This window comes from Klebsiella sp. JN_Kp126 (assembly GCF_033843325.1).
GTDB lineage: Bacteria > Pseudomonadota > Gammaproteobacteria > Enterobacterales > Enterobacteriaceae > Klebsiella > Klebsiella michiganensis.
In genome coordinates this window covers 141363-162436 of the sequence record NZ_JAWXQV010000040.1, presented here as the reverse complement: position 1 = coordinate 162436, position 21074 = coordinate 141363, and the positions used below count along the sequence as shown (strand labels likewise).

The 21074-nt window shown below is 58.0% G+C and carries 18 protein-coding genes; 8 read left to right on the top strand and 10 right to left on the bottom strand.

Features of this window, described 5'->3' with window-relative positions; all coding sequences use genetic code 11:
- Positions 1-8: 8 nt before the first annotated feature.
- The 8 genes from SIK97_RS01770 to SIK97_RS01735 all read right to left on the bottom strand — a co-directional run bounded on the left by SIK97_RS01770 (position 9) and on the right by SIK97_RS01735 (position 10144).
- Positions 9-1250, bottom strand: coding sequence for an MFS transporter (locus SIK97_RS01770; protein ID WP_014228269.1), 1242 nt, complete (start codon positions 1248-1250; stop codon positions 9-11).
- A 150-nt stretch (positions 1251-1400) separates the two neighbouring features.
- Positions 1401-2777 carry a phenylalanine transporter gene (gene pheP / locus SIK97_RS01765; protein WP_032748549.1) on the bottom strand — a complete coding sequence of 459 codons (1377 nt, stop codon included), beginning with the start codon at positions 2775-2777 and terminating at the stop codon, positions 1401-1403.
- 105 nt (positions 2778-2882) lie between these two features.
- Positions 2883-5120, bottom strand: coding sequence for a TonB-dependent receptor (locus SIK97_RS01760; RefSeq protein ID WP_077270602.1), 2238 nt, complete (start codon positions 5118-5120; stop codon positions 2883-2885).
- A 342-nt stretch (positions 5121-5462) separates the two neighbouring features.
- Positions 5463-6416 carry an aldo/keto reductase gene (locus SIK97_RS01755; RefSeq protein WP_014228266.1) on the bottom strand — a complete coding sequence of 318 codons (954 nt, stop codon included), beginning with the start codon at positions 6414-6416 and terminating at the stop codon, positions 5463-5465.
- A gap of 131 nt (positions 6417-6547) precedes the next feature.
- Positions 6548-7324, bottom strand: coding sequence for an ABC transporter substrate-binding protein (locus SIK97_RS01750; RefSeq protein ID WP_004848539.1), 777 nt, complete (start codon positions 7322-7324; stop codon positions 6548-6550).
- Positions 7325-7343: 19 nt separating this feature from the next.
- Positions 7344-8522, bottom strand: a complete 1179-nt coding sequence (locus SIK97_RS01745) for a M20 aminoacylase family protein (protein WP_057173768.1) — start codon at positions 8520-8522, stop codon at positions 7344-7346.
- Positions 8523-8961: 439 nt separating this feature from the next.
- Positions 8962-9444: an RcnB family protein gene (locus SIK97_RS01740; RefSeq protein ID WP_057173767.1), complete on the bottom strand. Its 483-nt coding sequence runs from the start codon at positions 9442-9444 to the stop codon at positions 8962-8964.
- A 307-nt stretch (positions 9445-9751) separates the two neighbouring features.
- Positions 9752-10144: a hypothetical protein gene (locus SIK97_RS01735; protein WP_004130158.1), complete on the bottom strand. Its 393-nt coding sequence runs from the start codon at positions 10142-10144 to the stop codon at positions 9752-9754.
- Positions 10145-10418: 274 nt separating this feature from the next.
- Between SIK97_RS01735 and SIK97_RS01730 the strand changes: the two genes are divergently transcribed.
- From SIK97_RS01730 to SIK97_RS01695, 8 genes are all read left to right on the top strand, one after another.
- Positions 10419-11537 carry an ABC transporter substrate-binding protein gene (locus tag SIK97_RS01730; RefSeq protein ID WP_009654147.1) on the top strand — a complete coding sequence of 373 codons (1119 nt, stop codon included), beginning with the start codon at positions 10419-10421 and terminating at the stop codon, positions 11535-11537.
- Positions 11538-11543: 6 nt separating this feature from the next.
- Positions 11544-12626, top strand: a complete 1083-nt coding sequence (locus SIK97_RS01725) for a FecCD family ABC transporter permease (protein ID WP_032748538.1) — start codon at positions 11544-11546, stop codon at positions 12624-12626.
- Entirely contained in the window at positions 12623-13414 is a 792-nt protein-coding gene (locus SIK97_RS01720; RefSeq protein WP_025107094.1) for an ABC transporter ATP-binding protein, read from the top strand. Before SIK97_RS01725 ends, SIK97_RS01720 begins: the two co-directional genes overlap by 4 nt.
- A 281-nt stretch (positions 13415-13695) precedes the next feature.
- Positions 13696-14619, top strand: coding sequence for an aminoimidazole riboside kinase (locus SIK97_RS01715; protein ID WP_057173766.1), 924 nt, complete (start codon positions 13696-13698; stop codon positions 14617-14619).
- A 164-nt stretch (positions 14620-14783) separates the two neighbouring features.
- Positions 14784-16301 (top strand): carbohydrate porin, encoded by a 1518-nt coding sequence (locus SIK97_RS01710; RefSeq protein ID WP_032748535.1) that lies wholly within the window; start codon positions 14784-14786, stop codon positions 16299-16301.
- A gap of 137 nt (positions 16302-16438) precedes the next feature.
- Positions 16439-17809 (top strand): sucrose-specific PTS transporter subunit IIBC, encoded by a 1371-nt coding sequence (locus SIK97_RS01705; RefSeq protein WP_014837718.1) that lies wholly within the window; start codon positions 16439-16441, stop codon positions 17807-17809.
- A complete protein-coding gene (locus SIK97_RS01700) occupies positions 17809-19209 on the top strand; it encodes a sucrose-6-phosphate hydrolase (RefSeq protein WP_032748534.1) in 1401 nt (466 codons plus the stop codon). Before SIK97_RS01705 ends, SIK97_RS01700 begins: the two co-directional genes overlap by 1 nt.
- Before the next feature lie 30 nt (positions 19210-19239).
- Entirely contained in the window at positions 19240-20244 is a 1005-nt protein-coding gene (locus tag SIK97_RS01695) for a LacI family DNA-binding transcriptional regulator (RefSeq protein WP_004848520.1), read from the top strand.
- A 107-nt stretch (positions 20245-20351) separates the two neighbouring features.
- Here SIK97_RS01695 and SIK97_RS01690 read toward each other — a convergent pair whose 3' ends face one another.
- Together SIK97_RS01690 and SIK97_RS01685 are read right to left on the bottom strand one after the other, a co-directional pair.
- Positions 20352-20648: a hypothetical protein gene (locus tag SIK97_RS01690; protein WP_032748533.1), complete on the bottom strand. Its 297-nt coding sequence runs from the start codon at positions 20646-20648 to the stop codon at positions 20352-20354.
- Positions 20635-20973 carry a helix-turn-helix domain-containing protein gene (locus SIK97_RS01685; protein ID WP_032694593.1) on the bottom strand — a complete coding sequence of 113 codons (339 nt, stop codon included), beginning with the start codon at positions 20971-20973 and terminating at the stop codon, positions 20635-20637. Before SIK97_RS01685 ends, SIK97_RS01690 begins: the two co-directional genes overlap by 14 nt.
- Positions 20974-21074: the final 101 nt, after the last annotated feature.

The following is a 21074-nucleotide window of genomic DNA, read 5'->3' as shown; positions in this document are numbered from 1 at the left end:
CTGAAAAATTAACGCTGCTCTTTCTCGTTGTACTGGAAAGAGAAAAGGAAAATCAGCGCGATAACCGCAGCGGCCACCGCCGGGATCCACCAGAAGGTCACCCACGCCTGCGGTACGCTCTGGCCTGCCACCAGATGGTTGTACAGCGCGCCGGAGATCTGCGACCCCAGCAGCATGCCGATACCGTAGGTGAACATCACGATCATGCTTTGCGCCTGGCCCTTCACTTTTTCACCGGCCACGCGGTCGGTATAGATAAAGCCGACAACAAAGAAAAAGTCATAGCACACGCCGTGCAGCAGGATGCCGAGATAGAGCAGGAAGCGCCCCTCTTCGCTGACCCCCAGCGCAAAGAAGGCGTAGCGCACGAACCACGCCGCCATGCCGATCAGCAGCATGTATTTCACCCCGAGGCGGCGGAACAGCAGCGGGATCACCAGCATAAAGAAAATTTCTGACATCTGACCGAACGACATCGCGGTGCTGACGTCCGCGATGCCGGCATCCGCCAGATAAGAGGCGGTATAGGCGTAGTAGGTCCCCAGCGGAATCGAAATCAGCGTCGCGCAGAGGGAGAAAATCAGGAAGTGGCGCGTTTTAAGCAGCGCGAAAGCGTCGGCGCACAGCAGATCGCGAAACTGGACCGGCGTCCCTTTCGCCGGCGCCGGCGTGTGCGGTAGCGTCAGGCTATAAACGGCCAACGCCGCCGAGCAGAGCGCCGCCAGGGTAAAAATGCCGGTGGTATCGGAGATACCGGTGACGCCGATGAAGATACCGGCGATAATCCAGCCGATGGTGCCGAAGACGCGCACCACCGGAAAGGTTTTATCGACGTTCGCCAGGCTGTGGAAAGCGATGTTGTTGGTCAGCGCCAGCGTCGGCATATAGCACAGGGTGTAGCCGAACAGCAGGCCAATCAGCAGCGCGCCGTTTTGCGCCACCAGCGCCTGCGGGACAAACCACAAAATAACCGCTCCGGCCAGATGCATCACCGCCATCACCTTCTGCGAAGCGAAAAAGCGATCGACCAGCATTCCCAGCACAAATGGCGAGAGAATAGAGGCAATCGGCCCGGCGGAGAAAGCATCGCCGATCAGCAGCGACATCTCGTAGCGGGTCATCACCAGCCCCAGCGTCACCGACCAGCTACCCCAGATAAAGAACTGCATAAACATCATTAACGACAGCCGCGGCACCAGAAAACGGTGGGCTACGCGGGGACTTTCACGACCTTCGGTTGTTGTGACCATTTCGACCGCCCTCAAAAAGTAATCGATTACAAATACGCTCAAATAAAAAGTAATCGATTACAAAAAGAAGATCGCGGGCAAAATACGCTAAGCGCGAAGAAGATCACAATAAAAAGAGATAATGCCCCGCCGGACGACGGGGCGATCGTGCTACGCCGGACGGCGCAGGGTTTTAAAGGCCACAAACAGGAACAGGATCCACACCGGCAGCAGAATCGCCGACAGGCGCATCCCGTCAATGGTGCACATCAGCACCAGGATCAGCCCCAGAAAGGCGATACAGATATAGTTTCCGGCGGGCGACAGCAGCGCTTTAAACTTCGACTCGCGCCCCTTGCGCCGCTGGGCGGCGCGAAACTTGAGGTGCGCCAGGCAGATCATAATCCAGTTCAGCAGCAGCGTTGCTACCACCAGCGCCATCAGCAGGCCGAGGGCTTTCTGCGGCAGCAGATAGTTAAGCAGCACCACCAGCGAGGTGATAATCCCCGAGAGCAGCAGGGAGTTAACCGGCACGCCGCGCTTGCTGACGCGGGCGAGAAACTTCGGCGCATTGCCCTGCACCGACAGACCGAACAGCATCCGGCTATTTGAGTAAACGCCGCTGTTATAAACCGACAGCGACGCTACCAGAATCACGAAGTTCAGCGCGGAAGCCACCACGTTGCTGTCGAGATTATGAAAGATCATCACGAACGGGCTGCTGTCGGATTTGATTTCCACCCACGGATAGAGCGCCAGCAGAACCACCAGCGAACCGATATAAAACAGCAGAATACGGTATACCACCTGGTTAACCGCTTTCGGGATGCTCTTTTCCGGGTTCTGCGCTTCCGCGGCGGTAATGCCGATAAGCTCCAGTCCGCCGAAGGAGAACATGATCACCGCCAGCGACACGATCAGGCCGTGCCAGCCGGTGGCGAAGAAACCGCCGTGTTTCCACAGGTTATCGATTCCCGCCTTGCTGCCGCCGTGTCCGCCGAACAGCATCCACAGGCCAAAGCCGATCATGCCGATAATCGCCAGCACCTTAATCAGCGCGAACCAGAACTCCGCTTCGCCGTACAGGCGCACGTTCACCAGGTTTACGGCGTTGATAATGATGAAGAACGCGGCGGCCCAGATCCACGTCGGCACATCCGGCAGCCAGTACTGCATATATATCCCGGCGGCGGTCAGCTCCGCCATCCCGACCAGCACGAACATCACCCAGTAGTTCCAGCCGGAAAGAAAACCGGCGAACGGGCCCCAGTATTTATAAGCAAAGTGGGCAAAGGAGCCTGAAACCGGTTCTTCGACGACCATTTCGCCCAGCTGGCGCATGATCAGAAAGGCGACGATCCCGGCGACGGCATAGCCGAGCAGTACGGCCGGTCCCGCCATTTGAATCGCCGGCCCGATGCCGAGAAACAGGCCGGTACCGATGGCGCCGCCAAGGGCGATAAGTTGAATATGTCGGTTCTGTAAACCGCGATGAAGCGTCGGGCCGCTTTCCTCTACGGCATCCGACGACGTTGACGCGTCTTTCACGTCGATCCCCTGTGTGTTTATATGAAGGGGCACCTTTTAACACTAAGCCGGGCCGGTCGCAACCCGCAGGAAACGAGCCGCCCTGCCCGCTCCTGCGGTTTTGCCTTAAAATTCGTAGCCGACCGAAACCTTGAACGTGCGCGGTTCGCCGCGGAACAGATAGGTTCCGCTGTCGTCCGCGCCGGACCAGTAGTTCTCATCCGTCACGTTATCGACGCCCGCGCGTACCGTCATCTGATTCTGGTTCTCGTTAAGCGCCAGACGATAGCGCACGCCGAGATCCAGGGTCGTGAAGCTATCAATCTTCTTGCTGTTCGCCTGGTCGGCATACTGCGAACCCGAGTGATTGAGGCGTGCGGTGGCGGTCAGGCCGTCGATAGGTTTGATGTCATACTCTGCGCCAAGCACCGCGTAGAAGCCCGGTACGCCGATGGCTGTTTTACCATCATTGACGCCATCCTTGGTTTTCGACAGTTCGGCTTTCAGCCAGGTCGCGCTGGCGTTAAGGCGCAGGCCGTACAGCGGTTCGCCGAAAACGTTAAATTCCACGCCGCGATTGCGCTGCTCGCCGTTGAGGCCATAGCGTTTCTGGCTATCCAGGAAGGCGGAAGGCATTTTAATTTCAAACAGCGCCAGCGAGCCGCCAATGCGGCCAAAATCCGCCTTCATCCCGACTTCGTTTTGTTTTGAGTGAATAATTCCGACGCTTTCCCCATAGTTAGCGGCGGAGGTTGGCGCATTGCTGCCCGGCTGCAGGGCTTCGGTATGGTTAGCGTATAAAGAGAGAACCTGCCACGGCTTATAGACCACGCCATAGGTCGGCATCCAGCGGCTGTCGTCATACGCATCGCTTTGCAGGCCGGTGACTTTATCGTAGTTGCGCACCACCACTTTTTGATGACGGGCGCCGACGGTGAACAGCAGCGTATCGTCCAGCACGCCGAGGGTGTCGCTCAGCAGCCAGCCCTGGGAACGGGTGCGGCCGCTGGTGAGCGGATCGCCATAGTCGCCGCCGAATGATGCGTTCGCCGGGGGCGCAACCGGACGGGTATCGTAGATATTCACCAGCGGATTATCCGCCGCCTTCGACATCCGCCACGCGGTTTTGTCGTTCTGGGTTTTCGCCGAATAGCCGACGTTGACCTTGTGCGACACAAAACCGGTGGCGAATTCGCCGCGTATCCCGGCCATGCCGCTGGCGGTATCCATATAGCGGTTGGTGTCCAGGCGCCCCGCCGTGGCGTTGCCCGCCCGGTCAATCAGCTTCGAGGCACTATAGAGACCGATTTCATGGGCATGCTGCGCCCCCAGAGCGGCATAGGCGGTCCATTTATCGACAATGTCGTATTCCATTCTCAGCATACCGAACTCATTTTCGATATCGCTGTAAGCCCATTTTTGCGTGTAGTTGTGGGTGTTATCCGGCAGGCGCGGAATAAAATCGACGCCCGAAATGTTGATGCCCATCGGGCTACCGTGGAAGGTTTTTTTCTGATAGCCAAAGTCAAACGAGCTGCGCATCCGTTCGCCGCGATAATCGAGCCCTATGGAGGCCAGCGTGGTTCTGCGCTTATCACTCTCCACCGCCGCCTCGCCTTCGCGGTGCACCAGATTCACCCGCGCGCCGAACTGGTTGTCGTCGCCAAAGCGGCGGCCCAAATCCAGCGTGCCGCCGACCTGAGAATCCGAGGTATAGTCGACGCCCACGCGGGCGGTCGGGGTATCTTCCGCGCGCTTAGGCTCCAGGTTGATCATCCCGCCGACGCCGGAGCTGGCCGCACCGTTAAGCAGAGCGTTGGCGCCTTTAAAAATTTCGACCAGCTCAAGCATGGCGGTATCCACCACCTGACGCGGCACCACGCCCGCCAGCCCGCTCAGGGTCATATCATCGCCGTCAAATTTAAGGCCGCGAATGCGGTAGGTCTCGGCGTAGTTACCGTAGCCCTGCACCGGCTGAACCCCGGCATCGTTGCTGACCACATCGGCGATGGTTTTCGCCTGCTGATCCTCGATAAGCTTCGAGGTATAGCCGATGATGCTAAACGGAACGTCCATCGCGTTTTGTTCGCCGAGCATCCCGAGACGGCCGCCGTTGGCTATCTGACCATCGAGATAGGCGGGCACTATCAAATCGCCGCCGGCTTTAAAATCGCTGGCGGATGCGGCCTGAACGACCATCGTTTCTTCGCTTTTCTGGCGTTCGGCGACGTTTTCCGCCGCCGTTGCCGAATGGGAGATTGCGCCAATGGTTAACGCCAGCAGCGTTTTCCGCAGCGGGAAAGCCGGTGCGGCGCAGCCGCTTAAGTTGGCAGAGACGGCCAGCGCCGGGAGAGTGCGTTTCATAAGATCAGTCCTGAACAAAATCAACGATCCGATAGTGACTCCGCCGCCGAAATTCGCGTTTCCGGTCTTGCGCCTGTGAGCCCCATCCAGTGCCTTCGCCGTTTCCCTGTGAGCCCGCGACGTACGCAGGTTATCTCCTGATAAAACCGCAAACAAGAAGAAGAATGAGAACTATACTCATTATCTTATCGTAATCAAGCCTGGCTTTTGCCGTCTGGAAAAACGTTTCATTTTTCGCTGAAAGGGATTCGCCGCAGAGGTTTGGGCGGAAGGTGAGGAAGCGAGCGCAGCAAAACGCGGAGAGACAAAAGGCCGGAACCCGACAGGCTCCGGCCTCAATCACTACGCGCTGGCGGTATCCAGACGCGCCAGCTGCCCGGCGCTCAGGCTCAGCGCGGCGGCGCGAGCAAAGCTCTCCACCTGAGCGAGGCTGGTGGCGCTGGCGATGGGCGCCGTCACGCCGTCGCGGCTCATCAGCCAGGCCAGCGCGACTTCGGCAGGTTTAGCGCCGCTTTGCTCCGCCACTTCAACCAGGGTATCGACAATACGCAGCCCGCGAGGATTGAGATATTTGCCGATGCCTCCCCCGCGCTGGCTTTGCGCCAGGTCGGACTGCTGGCGGTATTTGCCGGTCAGGAAGCCGGACGCCAGGCTGTAGTAGGTCACCACGCCGATATCGCGGCTGATGCACAGGTCGCAGAGCGCGCCCTCAAAAGCCGAGCGATGATAAAGATTGTATTCCGGCTGCAGCACCTGCCAGGCCGGCAGGCCGCTTTTACGCGACACCTCCAGCGCGCCTGAAAGCTGCTGCGCATCGAGGTTCGAGGCGCCCATGGCGCGGATTTTCCCCGCCTGCTGTAGGGCATGGAAGGCGTCGAGGGTTTCGGCGACCGGCGTTTCCGGGTCCGGCCAGTGGGCGAAATAGAGGTCAATATAATCGGTATTCAGGCGTCGCAGGGAGTCGTCCACCGCCTGCTGGATCCAGGCTTTTTTCAACCCTTTATGACCGGGAAGGCCTAAATCGGAACCCACTTTGGTGAAGAGTTTTACCTTATCGCGCATGCCTGGCCGCGCCTGTAGCCAGCGGCCGATAATGGTTTCAGACTCGCCGCCCTGGTTGCCATCCGCCCAGCGGGAGTAAACATCCGCCGTGTCGATAGCATCGAAGCCGTGGTCTATAAACGCATCAAGAATGGCAAAACTGGTTTTTTCATCGATGGTCCAGCCAAAAACGTTACCGCCAAACACCAGCGGGGCGATGGAAAATCCGGTTTTGCCCAAGGGACGTGTCATCATGCCGTTCACTCCTTATCGCTTATATTCAGTATCCTTCGGAACGCCGTGAGGGCCAGAAAAGGACAATTACGGGATAGTAAGAAAAGGAAGCTTGAAGCGGGCTATCCGTGCCCGCTGAATGCATAACAACATTATGTCCCGGAATAGACGTCAAAGCTAAAATATTTCCCGGCTAACTTTTTATAGGTGCCGTCGGCGAGAATAGTGGCAATCGCGCCGTTTATCTCCTGGCGCAGAGCATCGTCCTCTTTGCGCAGGCCAATCGCCGCGCCGGCGCCGAACAGCTTGTCGTCCTTCAGGTGGCCGCCAACGAAGGCAAAATCTTTACCCTGCGGCTGCTGCAGGAAGCTGTAGTCGGCCATCATCCCGGAAAGCACCGCGCCGTCAATACGCCCGGACTCCAGATCCTGAACCACGCGATCCGCCCCCTGATAGGCGACGATATTGATCCCCGCCGTGCGCCAGTGCTGGTTAACGTAAGTCTCCTGCGCCGAGCCCTGCTCTACGCCGATGGTTTTGCCCTTCAGCTGCTCGACGGTATTCCCGGCCAGGGTGTTTTTACGCGCCACGAGGAACACCGGGCCGTTGTACAGCTTGTCGCTAAAGCCGATCTGCTCTTTACGCTTCTCGGTCATATACATGCCGGAGAGGATCGCGTCGAACTTACGCGCCTTCAGCGCCGGAATAATGCCGTCGAAGTTGCTTTCCACCCACACGCACTTCGCCTGCAGCTGGGCGCAAATCGCGTTGCCGAGGTCAATATCAAAACCCGCCAGCTTACCCTGCGGATCTTTCCATTCAAACGGCGCGAAAGTCGGATCGACGCCAAAGCGAATTTCCTTATTTTCTGCGGCCAGGGCTGAAGTTGAGGCCATCAGCGCGACCCACAGCAGAAGTGATTTTTTCATTATTTACGGACTCCAGAGATCAACGGCAGTGTGTTTCAACTAACCGGGCGAACAGCGTCGCGCCGGTAGAAATAATGTCATCATTAAAGTCATAGCCGGGGTTGTGCACCATACAGCTGCCCTTCCCGCCTTTCTCGCCATTGCCCAGCAGGAAGTGGCAGCCGGGGCGCTGCTGGAGCATAAAGGCGAAATCTTCGCTGGCGTTCATCGGCGAAATGGATTCCAGCACGCCCTCCTCGCCAAAGACGTCCAGCGCCAGCGCTTTGGCGAATTCGGTCTCTTCGACGCTGTTGGTCAGTACCGGATAGGAGTCAAAAACCGCTACCTCGCTGCTGGCGCCGTAGCTTTTGGCGGTAAAATCAGCGAGCTCCTTGATCCGCTTAATCAGCAGGTCGCGAATTTCCGGCTTCATCGCCCGCACGCTCAGCTCCATCACCACGTTCTCAGGGATGACGTTGGAGGCGATACCCGCCTGGAAGGTGCCGACGCTCACCACCGCGGTTTCGCCCGGCGGTACGTTACGCGCAACGATGCTTTGCAGATTCATCACCAGCGCCGCGCCGGTAACAATGGGATCGACGGTGCGCTCGGGATGCGCGCCGTGGCCGCCGTAGCCGGTAATGGTGATTTTTACCGTATCCGCCGAGGCCATAAAATTCCCGGCGTAAAAGCCGATTTTCCCCACCGGCAGGCCCGGCATATTATGCAGGCCGAAGATGCGCTCGCAGGGAAAGCGCTCAAACAGGCCGTCTTTGATCATTAAATCCGCGCCGCCGATCGCTTCTTCCGCGGGCTGGAAAATCAGGTGTACCGTGCCGTTGAACTGGCAGGCCGGCGAGGCGATATATTTCGCCGCCGCCAGCAGAATGGTGGTGTGGCCGTCGTGGCCGCAGGCGTGCATTTTTCCGGCCACGGTGCTGGCCCAGGGGAGATCGGTCGCTTCGAAAATCGGCAGCGCGTCCATGTCGGCGCGCAGGCCGATAGTGCGCGGCGAATCGCCCTTGCTTAACGTTCCTACCACCCCGGTTTTCGCCAGTCCGCGGGTCACCGTATAGCCCCACTCGGTCAGTTTTCCGGCCACCAGCTCGCTGGTATTAAACTCTTCCAGGCTTAATTCCGGATGGGCGTGCAAATAATGACGGATCGCAATCATTTCATCTTCGGTGGCTTTAATTTCAGGAATTACACAGTCGGTCATGCCGGTCTCCGGGATATAGAATCAGGTGCTAAGCTTTAATAACTTAACGTGCTAAGGGTTTATTGCAAGCAGGATTTCTTATTCCGCGCGGGGTTTTCATCTGATTTATTCATAGCGATTTAACGGCGAAGCGGACGAGTTTTACTATCACCTGAACCAGGAAACGTCTTACATTCTCTGCCTTTTATTAATCATGAAGCACAATACTCATTTATAAAGCCTAAATAAGCAGATAAAACATCAAAGAAGAGGCGCAAGGATGATATTTTCAACTTTGCGGTTTTTAAGCGGATTTGATGTGAGAACAGGGGCAGGTGGGCATCGCCCGATAGCGCCAGGCTGGCCGGACTACCGTCCCGCAGACGCGGAAATCGGTAGCGCGAACAGGTGCACAGCACCGCCTCCGGAGGAGGCGGTTGCGAGGTTAAAGCAGAAAAGGTTAGTGGCTCAGCGCGCCGTTAATCAGGATCGACGTAATAATCCCGGTCGCGGCGGCAATCAGCACATAGTTACCGTCAATATAGGACCAGTGTTGTCCGTGCGGCGGTGCCGGTAATCCGCGATCGTTCCAGTCGTTTATCCGGTAATCATTGCCGCGATAATGTTCCGGAGCCGGCTGACCTTTGCGAAAATCATGGCCGTTCCACGCGAAATGGTCCCGCTCATGGCGCTCCTGATGAGGATTGCCCTGCGGCCCCTTGTCACCGCGCGACGGGCCACGGTTATCGTCGTTACCCTGATGATTGTTGGCCTGCGGCCCCTTGCCCGGCCCCTGCTGACGGTTGCCGTCCGGGCCACCGCGGCCGGCGTCTTGCTGCCAGACCTGCTGCTGACCGCGGTTGTTGCCGCCAGGACCATCCGCCCAGGAGACGGAAGTCAAAGCACAAGATAGAATAATCGCCAGTGAAAGAATCTTTTTCATAATACACCTCCTGATATATTTCCTTTGTACCGGGAAAATGTGGAGGAATAGTGAGTAACAATATAACCAGGACAATTCCTGGCTTATACCTTTCATCTTTTAAGGCGCATGTCCTGGCTGGATGCATTCCCCCGTTCACCTGGCGACCGGTGCTCCCGGGGACTTATAAATTCGCCGCCGCAGTGCGGCTAAAAATCCAGGGAGAGAGCATGATAACGTTTTTAAAATATTATCCCGACGCTGAACAAAGCGCACCAAATAACAAAAAAGGCCGCTTTCGCGACCTTTTTTAGAAAATAGCCAGAGATTACTCAGTGACTTTGGTTTTTAGCTCTTCGGCACCCTGCTTGGTTTTATCCCAGCCTTCTTTGCTGACCTCTTTGGTCTTATTCCAGCCTTTTTCGGTGCCTTCTTTGGTCGCGTTCCAGCCCTTCTCAGTCCCTTCTTTGGTCTTATTCCAGGTTTTCTGCGCGCCTTCGCTGACTTCGCTGCCTACGCTGTCGCTTTTGCCTTCTGCCGCGTGTTTGGCTTTCAGCTGCTGCTCTTCACCCTGGTGCTGGGCCTCGTGCAGTTTTTCTTTCGCGGTGTTCGCCCCTTCATGGGCCGCCGCGACGGTATCGTCGGTTGCGTGTGTCGTTGTTGCAGCAAAAACAGGAGCTGCTACCAGAATCGCAGATAACGCAATCATTGCTTTTTTCATAATGTCCTCTCTCGCTAACGAACTTAATGTTATGAGTCGCATTTAGCATGGCACAAGATTTTACCGCCTGGCTTTAGGGATTGTTCTTAAAACTGATTTCGGACTTTTCTATCGACTTTTGGTCTGCCGCGTCCCGCTTCTGAATGCGCGAATAAATTCCAACAAATTTGTTACATTTTAAGTCATTTGCCGTTGATATACTTGCCGTTTATGTTTACACGAGAATAATTCTCAGAATCATTATATTTATAAATTAGCAAACGGAACGCATATTATGGCAAGAAAATCAGTAGGTTCGTTCATCCTTACTGCCCTGATTTCCACTCCTCTCTGTAGCTTTGCCGCGCAATATCCGCTCACCGTCACCGATCTCGACGGCCGCGCGATTACGCTCCAGCATGAGCCACAGCGCATTATCCTGCAGGATGGTCGCGATATTATGGCCATGGCCCTGCTCGACCGCGACAACCCCTTCAGGCGCGTCGTGGCATGGAATAACCTGGCCAGAAAACAGGACATCAATACCTGGAAAATGCTGCAAGAGAAGTGGCCGCAATCCGCTCAGATCCTCGATATGGGCTTTAGCGATAAGGGCAACGTTGACCTTGAGAGCGTCATTTCCCGCCAGCCGGACCTGATGATCGCCCAGCTTCGCGCGAAGCCCGCGCTGGAGGAGAGCGGTGTCATCAGCAAGCTCAGCGCGCTGAATATTCCCGTGCTGTTCGTCGATTATGAAATCAACCCCGGCAAAGACACCGCCCCGAGTATCGATCTGCTGGGGAAAGTCCTTAACCGTGAAGAAAACGCCAAAGCCTATACCGACTATTACCGTCAGCAGCTGGACGCCATCCGCCAGAAAACCGCGAACATCACGCCGAAGGCTAACGTTTTTGTCGAGGCGCTGGCGGGTAATAGCGATGCCTGCTGCTTTACCCACGGCCACAACGGCTGGGGCGGTCTGGTCGAAGCCGTCGGCGCGAACAATATCGGCTCGCAGCTGCTGCCGGGCGCTTCCGGCTTTGTGTCGCTGGAAAAAGTGATTAGCATGAAGCCGGATGCCTATATTATGACCGGTTCAAAACGCGGGAATAGCCAGGTGCTGCCGCTCGGTTTACAGGCCGATCCCCAGGAGGTCAATCGTCAGGCGGAGCGGCTGCTGTCGCGCACCGGCGTGAGCAACATCCCGACGATTGAAGCAAAACGCGCTTACGGCATTTACCACCACTTCTACAACCATCCGTGGAATATCGTCGGTATGGCGTATCTGGCGAAGGATATCTATCCCCAGACCTTCAGCGACCTCAACCCTGACGATAGCTGGCACTACATTGTCCGTCATTTCACCACCCTTCCCGATCTGCCGTTTGTTTTTTCCTGGCAACAAGGTGAGTAATTAGCCATGAGTCTCTCTCCTGAATCCGATATCGTCGCGTTCGGCGTCGATAGCCGTGACGTAATGGCAAACTACCGTCACATTGTGCGCCGCCGCGCCATCATGCTGCTGCTGCTGACGCTGTTGATTGTCGCCTCGCTGCTGCTCGACTTCGTGATGGGACCATCCGGCCTGTCGCTGCAGGCGCTTTGGCAAACCCTTACCGACCCGGCCAGCGCCAGCGCCGGGACGCGGGCGATCGTCTGGGATATCCGCATGCCCTATGCGCTGATGGCGATCGTCGTCGGCCTGGCTCTCGGCCTCGCCGGGGCGGAAATGCAGACCATCCTTAACAATCCGCTGGCGAGCCCGTTTACGCTCGGCGTCTCCTCGGCGGCGGCATTCGGCGCGGCGCTGGCTATCGTGCTGGGGATAGGGATTCCCGGCATTCCCGGCCAGTGGTTTGTCTCGGCCAACGCTTTTATCTTCGCTCTGCTGGCGGCGCTGCTGCTGGACGGCATTACGCGCTGGACCCAGGTCGCCACCTCCGGCGTCATTCTGTTCGGGATCGCGCTGGTGTTTACCTTCAATGCGCTGGTATCGATGCTGCAGTTTGTCGCCAATGAAGATACCCTCCAGGGGCTGGTGTTCTGGACGATGGGCAGCATTGACCGCGCCTCATGGCAAAAGGTGGGGATCCTGCTTGCGATACTGGCGGTCGTCATGCCGCTATCAATGCGCAGCGCGTGGAAGCTGACCGCGCTGCGCCTCGGCGAGGACCGGGCCGTCAGCTTCGGCATCAACGTGCGCCGCCTGCGCCTGACCACCCTGCTGCGCATCAGCGTTCTGTCGGCGATTTCGGTGGCGTTCGTTGGCCCAATCGGTTTTATCGGCCTGGTGGCGCCGCATATCGCCAGGCTGGTTTTCGGCGAAGATCACCGCTTTTACCTGCCGGCCAGCGCGTTAATCGGCGCCCTCGTCCTGTCGCTGGCTTCGGTTGCGGCAAAAAACCTGATTCCCGGCGCAGTGATTCCGGTGGGCATCGTCACCTCGCTGGTGGGGGTGCCTTTTTTCCTGAGCATCATTTTGCGCCATCGGGGGCACGTATGAGCCATGTTGTATCCGGACTGGCGCTGACCCATTTCAGCGCCGGTTATCCCAGACGTCAGGTGATTCGCGACCTGACGGTACCGCGGCTGCAGCGCGGTAAAATCACCGCGCTGCTCGGCCCCAACGGCAGCGGGAAATCCACCCTGATGCGGGCGATGGCCGGGCTGGGGCCGTCCGCGGGCGAGCTGTCGCTGGACGGTGAGAATCTGCTTGCCCTCCCCTTTGCCCGGCGTGCGGAAAAAGTGGTCTACCTGCCGCAGACGCTGCCCGCCGGCGTGCACTTGCGGGTGCTGGAGTCGATTATTGTCGCTCAACGCGCCGCCGGAGGAGCGCACAGCCCGGAAAATCAGGCGCAGGTGATGTCGCTGCTGCGCCAGCTAGGCATTGAACATCTGGCGCTGAGCTACCTCGACCGGCTATCCGGCGGGCAGAAGCAGCTCGTCGGCCTGGCGCAATCGCTTATCCGTCAGCCAGCCCTGCTGCTGCTGGATGAGCCCCTTAGCGCGCTGGATTTAAACTATCAGTTCCACGTGATGGATCTGGTGCGTGAGGAGACGCAGAGGCGCAACATCATCACGCTGGTGGTGGTTCACGACATCAATATCGCCCTGCGCCACGCGGATCACGTGCTGATGTTGAAAGAGGGACAACTGCTGGGGGACGGCGCGCCGGCCGAGGTGATTACCCCGCAGGCTCTGGCGGCGGTTTACGGCGTGCGCGGGCGCATCGAGCCCTGTTCTCAGGGGGTGATGCAGGTGATTATCGACGGTCTGGCGGCGGGGGCTTAAGCGGCTGCGGCGTTGAACATCAAGCCCTGAGATCCCCTCTCTCCAGGGCTTTGCCGGAGGCGGCGCGCTGCGCCTCTCCGGCCTACCGCGTTATGCCGCCATCTCGCCCGCCGCCACCGGAAGCCCCTCCCGCCTGGCCGAATCATCGCTCTTTTGCTAACCAGCTCACGTTTTTATGCCCTGATTGGCACTTTTCCGCCCGTGACGTTCCCCTCATTCTGTCGCTATGCTTTAATGTGCTAAACCGGTTTAATTAAGTTTAGCTATGGAGAATTTTCAACATGAATGCAAAAGTTTGGGTTCTGGGAGACGCGGTAGTGGACCTGCTGCCGGAGAGCGAAGGCCGCCTGCTGCGCTGCCCCGGCGGCGCCCCGGCTAACGTGGCGGTCGGTATCGCCCGCCTTGGCGGCGACAGCGGATTTATCGGCCGCGTCGGCGACGATCCGTTTGGCCGCTTTATGCGCCATACCCTGCAACAGGAGCAGGTCGACGTCAGCCATATGCGCCTCGACGGCCAGCACCGTACCTCCACCGTGGTGGTCGACCTGGACGATCAGGGGGAACGTACCTTTACCTTTATGGTGCGCCCCAGCGCGGACCTGTTCCTGGCGGAAGAAGACCTGCCGCAGTTTACCGCCAACCAGTGGCTGCACGTCTGCTCCATCGCGCTCAGCGCCGAGCCCAGCCGCAGCACCACCTTCTCGGCGATGGAAAGCATCAAACATGCCAGCGGCCGGGTCAGCTTTGACCCCAATATCCGCCCGGACCTCTGGCAGGATCAGGAGCTGCTGCACGCCTGCCTCGATCGCGCCCTGCGCATGGCCAACGTGGTGAAGCTGTCGGAAGAGGAGCTGGTATTCATCAGCGGCAGTGATGATTTAGCCTACGGAATCGCCAGCGTGACCGAACGCTATCAGCCTGAACTGCTGCTGGTGACCCAGGGCAAAGCCGGCGTACTTGCCGCCTTTCAGCAGCAGTTTACCCATTTCAGCGCCAAGCCCGTTGTCAGCGTGGACACCACCGGCGCGGGCGACGCATTTGTCGCCGGACTGCTCGCAAGCCTTGCTGCCAACGGGATGCCGACGGATATCGCTGCGCTGGAACCGACGCTCACGCTGGCGCAAACCTGCGGCGCCCTGGCGACAACGGCGAAAGGCGCCATGACCGCCCTGCCATACCAGCGCGATCTTAATCGCCAGTTTTGATCCTTCAGGCCGCCGCGCGCGGCCCACTTTGTTGCATCCATCACATTTATTAAACCGGTTTAGCAAAATCCATTTCAAAATGTTAAGGGTCATGCTTAACATAGCGCCTAAACCGGTTTAGCAAAAAACAACATTTTACATTTTCCTTTCGGGATGCAACCAGCATGTATAAAAAAAGCACACTCGCCGTCCTTATCGCTTTGCTAACCGGCGCCGCCTCAGCCCACGCGCAAACGGATCTCAGCACGATCGAAGCCCGTTTGATCGCCCTGGAAAAACGCCTGCAGGAGGCGGAAAACCGGGCGCAAACTGCGGAAAACCGCGCCGAGTCGGCGGAGAAACAGGTCCAGCAGCTCACCGCGCAGCAGCAGAAAAATCAGGACACGACGCAGGAAGTGGTTCAACGTACCGCCAAACTCGAGAAGAAGGCCGATGAGAAAAGCGGCTTTGAGTTTCACGGCTACGCCCGCTCCGGCGTGATAATGAATGATTCCGCCGCCAGCACCAAATCCGGCGCCTACATGACGCCAGCGGGGGAAACCGGCGGGGCTATCGGTCGTCTGGGAAACCAGGCCGATACCTATGTTGAAATGAACCTTGAACATAAGCAGGCCCTGGATAATGGCGCGACGACCCGTTTCAAAGTGATGGTCGCCGACGGACAAACCACTTATAACGACTGGACGGCAAGCAGCAGCGATTTGAACGTTCGTCAGGCCTTTGTCGAACTGGGTAACTTGCCCACCTTCACAGGGGCGTTTAAAGGCTCCACCCTGTGGGCCGGGAAACGCTTCGACCGCGACAACTTTGATATTCACTGGATTGACTCTGACGTTGTGTTCCTCGCCGGTACCGGCGGCGGTATTTACGACGTCAGGTGGAACGACAGCATCCGCAGCAACCTCTCGCTTTACGGGCGCAATTTCGGCGATATTGCTGACTCGAGCAACAGCGTGCAGAACTATATCCTCAGCATGAACAACTTCATCGGTCCGGTGCAGGTGATGGTCAGCGGGATGCGGGCAAAAGACAACGACGACCGTCAGGATACCAACGGTAACCCGGTCAAAGGCGATGCGGCAAATACCGGGGTACATACGCTGCTCGGCCTGCACAACGACAGTTTTTACGGTCTGCGTGAAGGCACCAGCAAAACCGCCCTGCTCTACGGTCACGGCCTGGGCGCGGAGGTTAAAGGTATCGGCTCTGACGGCGCGCTACGGTCGGGAGCCAACACCTGGCGCTTCGCCAGCTATGGCACCACCCCGCTCAGCGAAAACTGGTCTATCGCCCCGGCGATCCTGGCGCAAAGCAGTAAAGGCCGTTATGCCGATGGCGACAGCTATCAGTGGGCCACGCTCAACATGCGCCTGATCCAGGAGATCAACCAGAACTTCGCTCTCGCTTACGAAGGCAGCTACCAGTATATGGATCTCAAACCCGAAGGTTATAACGATCGTCATGCGGTAAATGGTAGCTTCTACAAGCTCACCTTCGCCCCGACATTTAAGGTCGGCAGCATCGGTGATTTCTTCAGCCGCCCTGAAATCCGCCTTTACACCTCGTGGATGGACTGGAGCAAAAAACTGAATAATTACGCCAGCGATGACGCGCTGGGCAGCAATGGTTTTACCTCGGGCGGCGAATGGTCGTTCGGTATGCAGATGGAAACCTGGTTCTGACGGTGAATGCCTGACGACAGGCCCCTCCGGGGCGACGACGCGCCTTTCATCGCCCCGGACACAATAACGACGCAGAGACTGCGCCCCCGTTAACGCGGGACGACAACACGAATTTTTTTACGCATTCAGAGGGTACTATGGATTTTGAACAGATTTCCCGCTCGCTGCTTCCGCTTCTGGGAGGCAAGGAAAATATCGCCAGCGCCGCGCACTGCGCCACGCGCCTGCGCCTGGTGCTGGTCGATGACGCGCTGGCAGACCAGCAGGCTATCGGCAAAATTGAAGGGGTTAAGGGCTGTTTCCGCAATGCCGGGCAGATGCAGATTATTTTCGGCACCGGGGTGGTGAATAAAGTCTACGCCGCCTTTATTCAGGCGGCAGGTATAAGCGAATCCAGCAAATCGGAGGCCGCCGACATCGCGGCGAAAAAGCTTAATCCTTTCCAGCGCATCGCGCGCCTGCTGTCGAACATCTTCGTACCGATTATCCCGGCTATCGTCGCCTCCGGCCTGCTGATGGGCCTGCTGGGGATGGTCAAAACCTACGGCTGGGTTGATCCGAGCAACGCCCTCTACATCATGCTGGATATGTGCAGTTCGGCGGCGTTTATCATTCTGCCGATCCTGATTGGCTTTACCGCTGCCCGTGAATTCGGCGGTAACCCCTATCTCGGCGCGACGCTCGGCGGCATTCTGACCCACCCGGCGCTGACTAACGCCTGGGGCGTGGCCGCCGGTTTCCATACCATGAACTTCTTCGGCCTCGAAATCGCCATGATCGGCTATCAGGGGACGGTGTTCCCGGTGCTGCTGGCGGTGTGGTTTATGAGCATCGTTGAGAAGCAGCTGCGCCGCGCGATCCCCGATGCCCTGGACCTGATCCTGACGCCGTTCCTGACGGTGATTATTTCCGGTTTTATCGCCCTGCTGATTATCGGCCCGGCCGGTCGCGCGCTCGGCGACGGCATTTCGTTTGTCCTCAGCACCCTGATTAGCCACGCCGGCTGGCTCGCCGGGCTGCTGTTTGGCGGTCTCTATTCGGTTATCGTCATTACCGGTATTCACCACAGCTTCCACGCCATCGAAGCCGGACTGCTGGGCAACCCGTCCATCGGGGTCAACTTCCTGCTGCCGATCTGGTCCATGGCCAACGTCGCCCAGGGCGGCGCCTGCCTGGCGGTATGGTTTAAAACCAAAGACGTCAAAATCAAAGCCATTGCGCTGCCCTCGGCGTTTTCCGCTATGCTGGGCATCACCGAGGCGGCGATTTTTGGTATCAACTTACGCTTCATGAAGCCGTTTATCGCGGCGCTAATCGGCGGCGCGGCGGGCGGCGCGTGGGTCGTGTCAGTGCACGTCTATATGACCGCAGTCGGCCTGACGGCGATTCCCGGCATGGCCATCGTGCAGGCCAGCTCGCTGCTGAACTACATTATCGGCATGGTCATCGCCTTTGGCGTCGCTTTCGTCGTCTCTCTGCTGCTGAAATACAAAACGGACGCTGAATAATGTCACTACCATCACGTCTGCCTGCGATTTTGCAGGCCGTTATGCAGGGCCAGCCGCGCGCGCTGGCCGATAGCCATTATCCGCGCTGGCACCATGCGCCGGTGACCGGGCTGATGAACGACCCCAACGGCTTTGTCGAGTTTGCCGGGCGCTATCATCTGTTCTACCAGTGGAACCCGCTCGCCTGCGATCATAAGTTCAAGTGCTGGGCGCACTGGAGTTCAGAGGATCTGCTGCGCTGGCGGCATGAGCCTATTGCGCTGATGCCGGATGAAGAGTACGACCGCAACGGCTGCTACTCCGGTAGCGCGGTGGATAACAACGGTACGCTCACCCTGTGCTATACCGGCAACGTGAAGTTTGACGACGGCGGCCGAACCGCGTGGCAGTGCCTGGCGACGGAAAACGCCGACGGTACCTTCCGCAAAATCGGTCCGGTCCTGCCGCTGCCGGAGGGCTATACCGGCCACGTGCGCGACCCGAAGGTCTGGCGGCATAAAGACCGCTGGTACATGGTGCTGGGGGCGCAGGATCGGCAAAAGCGCGGTAAGGTGCTGCTGTTCAGCTCCCCGGACCTTCATCAGTGGCGCAGCGAGGGCGAAATCGCCGGCTACGGCATTAACGGCCTGAGCGACGCGGGCTATATGTGGGAGTGTCCGGATCTGTTTCCGCTCGGCGACCAGCATATTCTGATCTGCTGCCCGCAGGGGATTGCCCGCGAAGAAGAGCGCTTCCTCAATACCTATCCGGCGGTGTGGATGGCCGGTAGTTTCGACGACCATCGCGCCGCGTTCAAACACGGCGAGCTGCACGAGCTGGACGCAGGGTTTGAGTTTTATGCCCCGCAAACCATGCACACCAGCGATGGCCGCCGCCTGCTGGTCGGCTGGATGGGCGTCCCGGACGGTGAAGAGATGCTTCAGCCGACGCTTGCCAGCGGCTGGATCCACCAGATGACCTGCCTGCGCGAGCTGGAATTTATCGACGGCCGGCTCTACCAGCGTCCGCTGCGCGAGCTGACCGCCCTGCGCGGGGAGGCGCACGGCTGGCAGGGGAACGCACTGCCGCTGGCGCCGATGGAAATCGCCCTGCAAACCGCCGGCGACGACGCGCTAAGCCTTGATTTCGGCGGCGCGTTAACCCTGGAGCGCGACGCCAGCGGTATCCGTCTGGCGCGACGCAGCCTCGCCAGCGACGAAATGCACTATCGCTACTGGCGCGGCGAGGTGCGCTCGCTGCGGATTTTCATCGATCGGTCGAGCGTGGAGATTTTCATCAACGACGGCGAGGGGGTGATGAGCAGCCGCTGCTTCCCGGATTATCCGGCGCAGCTGATTTTCTCCGGCAGCGCGCCGGATGCATTCTGCTACTGGCCGCTGCGAACATGCATGATAGAATAAGCGTTTTGCTTTCAGGCTCATGGCGTCGTAATGAAAACCAAACGCGTAACTATTAAAGATATCGCCGAACTGGCGGGCGTTTCCAAAGCGACCGCCAGCCTGGTGCTGAACGGTCGTGGCAAAGAGCTGCGCGTGGCGCAGGAAACGCGCGAGCGCGTGCTGGCGATTGCCCGCGAGCAGCACTATCAGCCGAGCATTCACGCCCGCTCGCTGCGCGATAACCGCAGCCACACCATCGGCCTGGTGGTGCCGGAGATCACCAACTACGGCTTTGCGGTCTTTTCCCATGAGCTGGAGATGCTGTGCCGCGAAGCGGGCGTCCAGCTGCTGATCTCCTGTACCGATGAAAACCCCGGTCAGGAGAGCATGGTGGTCAATAACATGATTGCCCGCCAGGTCGACGGTCTGATCGTCGCCTCCTGTATGCACAACGATGCCGACTACCTGAAGCTCAGCGAACAGCTGCCGGTGGTGCTGTTTGACCGCTGTCCTACTGAAAGCGCGCTGCCGCTGGTGATGACCGATTCGATTACCCCAACGGCGGAGCTGATTTCCCGCATCGCGCCTCAGCATCACGATGAGTTCTGGTTTTTAGGCGGCCAGCCGCGTCTGTCGCCCTCCCGCGATCGCCTGGCCGGGTTTACGCAGGGTCTGACTCAGGCGGGCATTGCGCTGCGCCCGGAGTGGGTGATCAACGGCAACTATCACCCCAGCTCCGGCTATGAGATGTTCGCCGCCCTCTGCGCGCGTCTGGGCCGGCCGCCAAAGGCGCTGTTTACCGCCGCCTGTGGTCTGCTGGAAGGGGTGCTGCGCTATATGAGCCAGCACCATTTGCTGGATTCAGACATCCACCTGGCAAGTTTTGACGATCACTATCTCTACGATTCGCTGTCGCTGCGTATTGATACCGTCCAGCAGGACAACCGCCAGCTGGCCTGGCACTGCTACGATTTAATCAGCCAGCTGATTGACGGCAATACGCCTGAGCCGCTACAGCGCTACCTGCCGGCGACGCTGCAGTTTCGGCATCGGTGATACTACGGAGGTTTAAAAGGTTATCGAAACGCGTTAACGGACTATTTGTCTTGCCGCGTTGAAAATGCAGTGGCACCGGGCGCGTTAAAGCCACGACTTACGTAGTCTCAAAATCTCTTCTGGCGCGCCTTCAAATATGAAAGGATTAAAAAACATCCTTCCCCAGAAGAGTTTTCTGTCCACTTCACTTGCAAACCAGGGGCAGGTACAATTGCGCCTCTGACTAAAGGAAGCTCCGGCACATAAACCGCTATCGCCTCTTTCCGCTCCAGATAACTGCGGCCGTAGTTGAAAATAAACCGACCGTTGTCTCTGCTTAACACTCCGGCGACAACGGGTTCTGTTGCTCCAGGCAGCCAGATCCAGACATACACTTGCTCAAGGCTATTCTCAGAAGTCATCATTTATCACCTTCCTTGAGTGATGAACCGCACGCGGCATTAATGACAGCGTTTTCTCTGCATTAGCAATATGTAACGCCAGAGCAGAACGATCTGGCGTAAACAGCGGCACGCCCACTATTGTCGCCAGTTCAAATACCGCGCCAATCGCACATCCCATATCGCCTTCCTCAGCACGATAAACCAGCCCACGCGACACGCCAGCACGTTCTGCCAGCTCCTCGATAGTGAGTCTGGATTCTATGCGTGCGGTGCGGATCATCATTCCCAGCAACCGTGCTGCATCGCGACTGTAACGAGAGTAGGTTCGGGTTGACGGCTTTGCCATAATGCTTCTCTTGTCTTATTAATAGAACGTAGTTAGCGATTATAACCTGTTTATAGAACACTACAAATGAGCCAACTCAGTCAATCCAAAGAGCTCATGTC

Bases quoted from the DNA above. Each gene is read 5' to 3' on its own strand.
- SIK97_RS01770 (WP_014228269.1), bottom strand. From the start codon at position 1,250: ATGGTCACAACAACCGAAGGTCGTGAAAGTCCCCGCGTAGCCCACCGT.
- SIK97_RS01760 (WP_077270602.1), bottom strand. From the start codon at position 5,120: ATGAAACGCACTCTCCCGGCGCTGGCCGTCTCTGCCAACTTAAGCGGC.
- SIK97_RS01755 (WP_014228266.1), bottom strand. From the start codon at position 6,416: ATGATGACACGTCCCTTGGGCAAAACCGGATTTTCCATCGCCCCGCTG.
- SIK97_RS01750 (WP_004848539.1), bottom strand. From the start codon at position 7,324: ATGAAAAAATCACTTCTGCTGTGGGTCGCGCTGATGGCCTCAACTTCA.
- SIK97_RS01745 (WP_057173768.1), bottom strand. From the start codon at position 8,522: ATGACCGACTGTGTAATTCCTGAAATTAAAGCCACCGAAGATGAAATG.
- SIK97_RS01740 (WP_057173767.1), bottom strand. From the start codon at position 9,444: ATGAAAAAGATTCTTTCACTGGCGATTATTCTATCTTGTGCTTTGACT.
- SIK97_RS01735 (WP_004130158.1), bottom strand. From the start codon at position 10,144: ATGAAAAAAGCAATGATTGCGTTATCTGCGATTCTGGTAGCAGCTCCT.
- SIK97_RS01730 (WP_009654147.1), top strand. From the start codon at position 10,419: ATGGCAAGAAAATCAGTAGGTTCGTTCATCCTTACTGCCCTGATTTCC.
- SIK97_RS01725 (WP_032748538.1), top strand. From the start codon at position 11,544: ATGAGTCTCTCTCCTGAATCCGATATCGTCGCGTTCGGCGTCGATAGC.
- SIK97_RS01720 (WP_025107094.1), top strand. From the start codon at position 12,623: ATGAGCCATGTTGTATCCGGACTGGCGCTGACCCATTTCAGCGCCGGT.
- SIK97_RS01715 (WP_057173766.1), top strand. From the start codon at position 13,696: ATGAATGCAAAAGTTTGGGTTCTGGGAGACGCGGTAGTGGACCTGCTG.
- SIK97_RS01710 (WP_032748535.1), top strand. From the start codon at position 14,784: ATGTATAAAAAAAGCACACTCGCCGTCCTTATCGCTTTGCTAACCGGC.
- SIK97_RS01705 (WP_014837718.1), top strand. From the start codon at position 16,439: ATGGATTTTGAACAGATTTCCCGCTCGCTGCTTCCGCTTCTGGGAGGC.
- SIK97_RS01700 (WP_032748534.1), top strand. From the start codon at position 17,809: ATGTCACTACCATCACGTCTGCCTGCGATTTTGCAGGCCGTTATGCAG.
- SIK97_RS01695 (WP_004848520.1), top strand. From the start codon at position 19,240: ATGAAAACCAAACGCGTAACTATTAAAGATATCGCCGAACTGGCGGGC.
- SIK97_RS01690 (WP_032748533.1), bottom strand. From the start codon at position 20,648: ATGATGACTTCTGAGAATAGCCTTGAGCAAGTGTATGTCTGGATCTGG.
- SIK97_RS01685 (WP_032694593.1), bottom strand. From the start codon at position 20,973: ATGGCAAAGCCGTCAACCCGAACCTACTCTCGTTACAGTCGCGATGCA.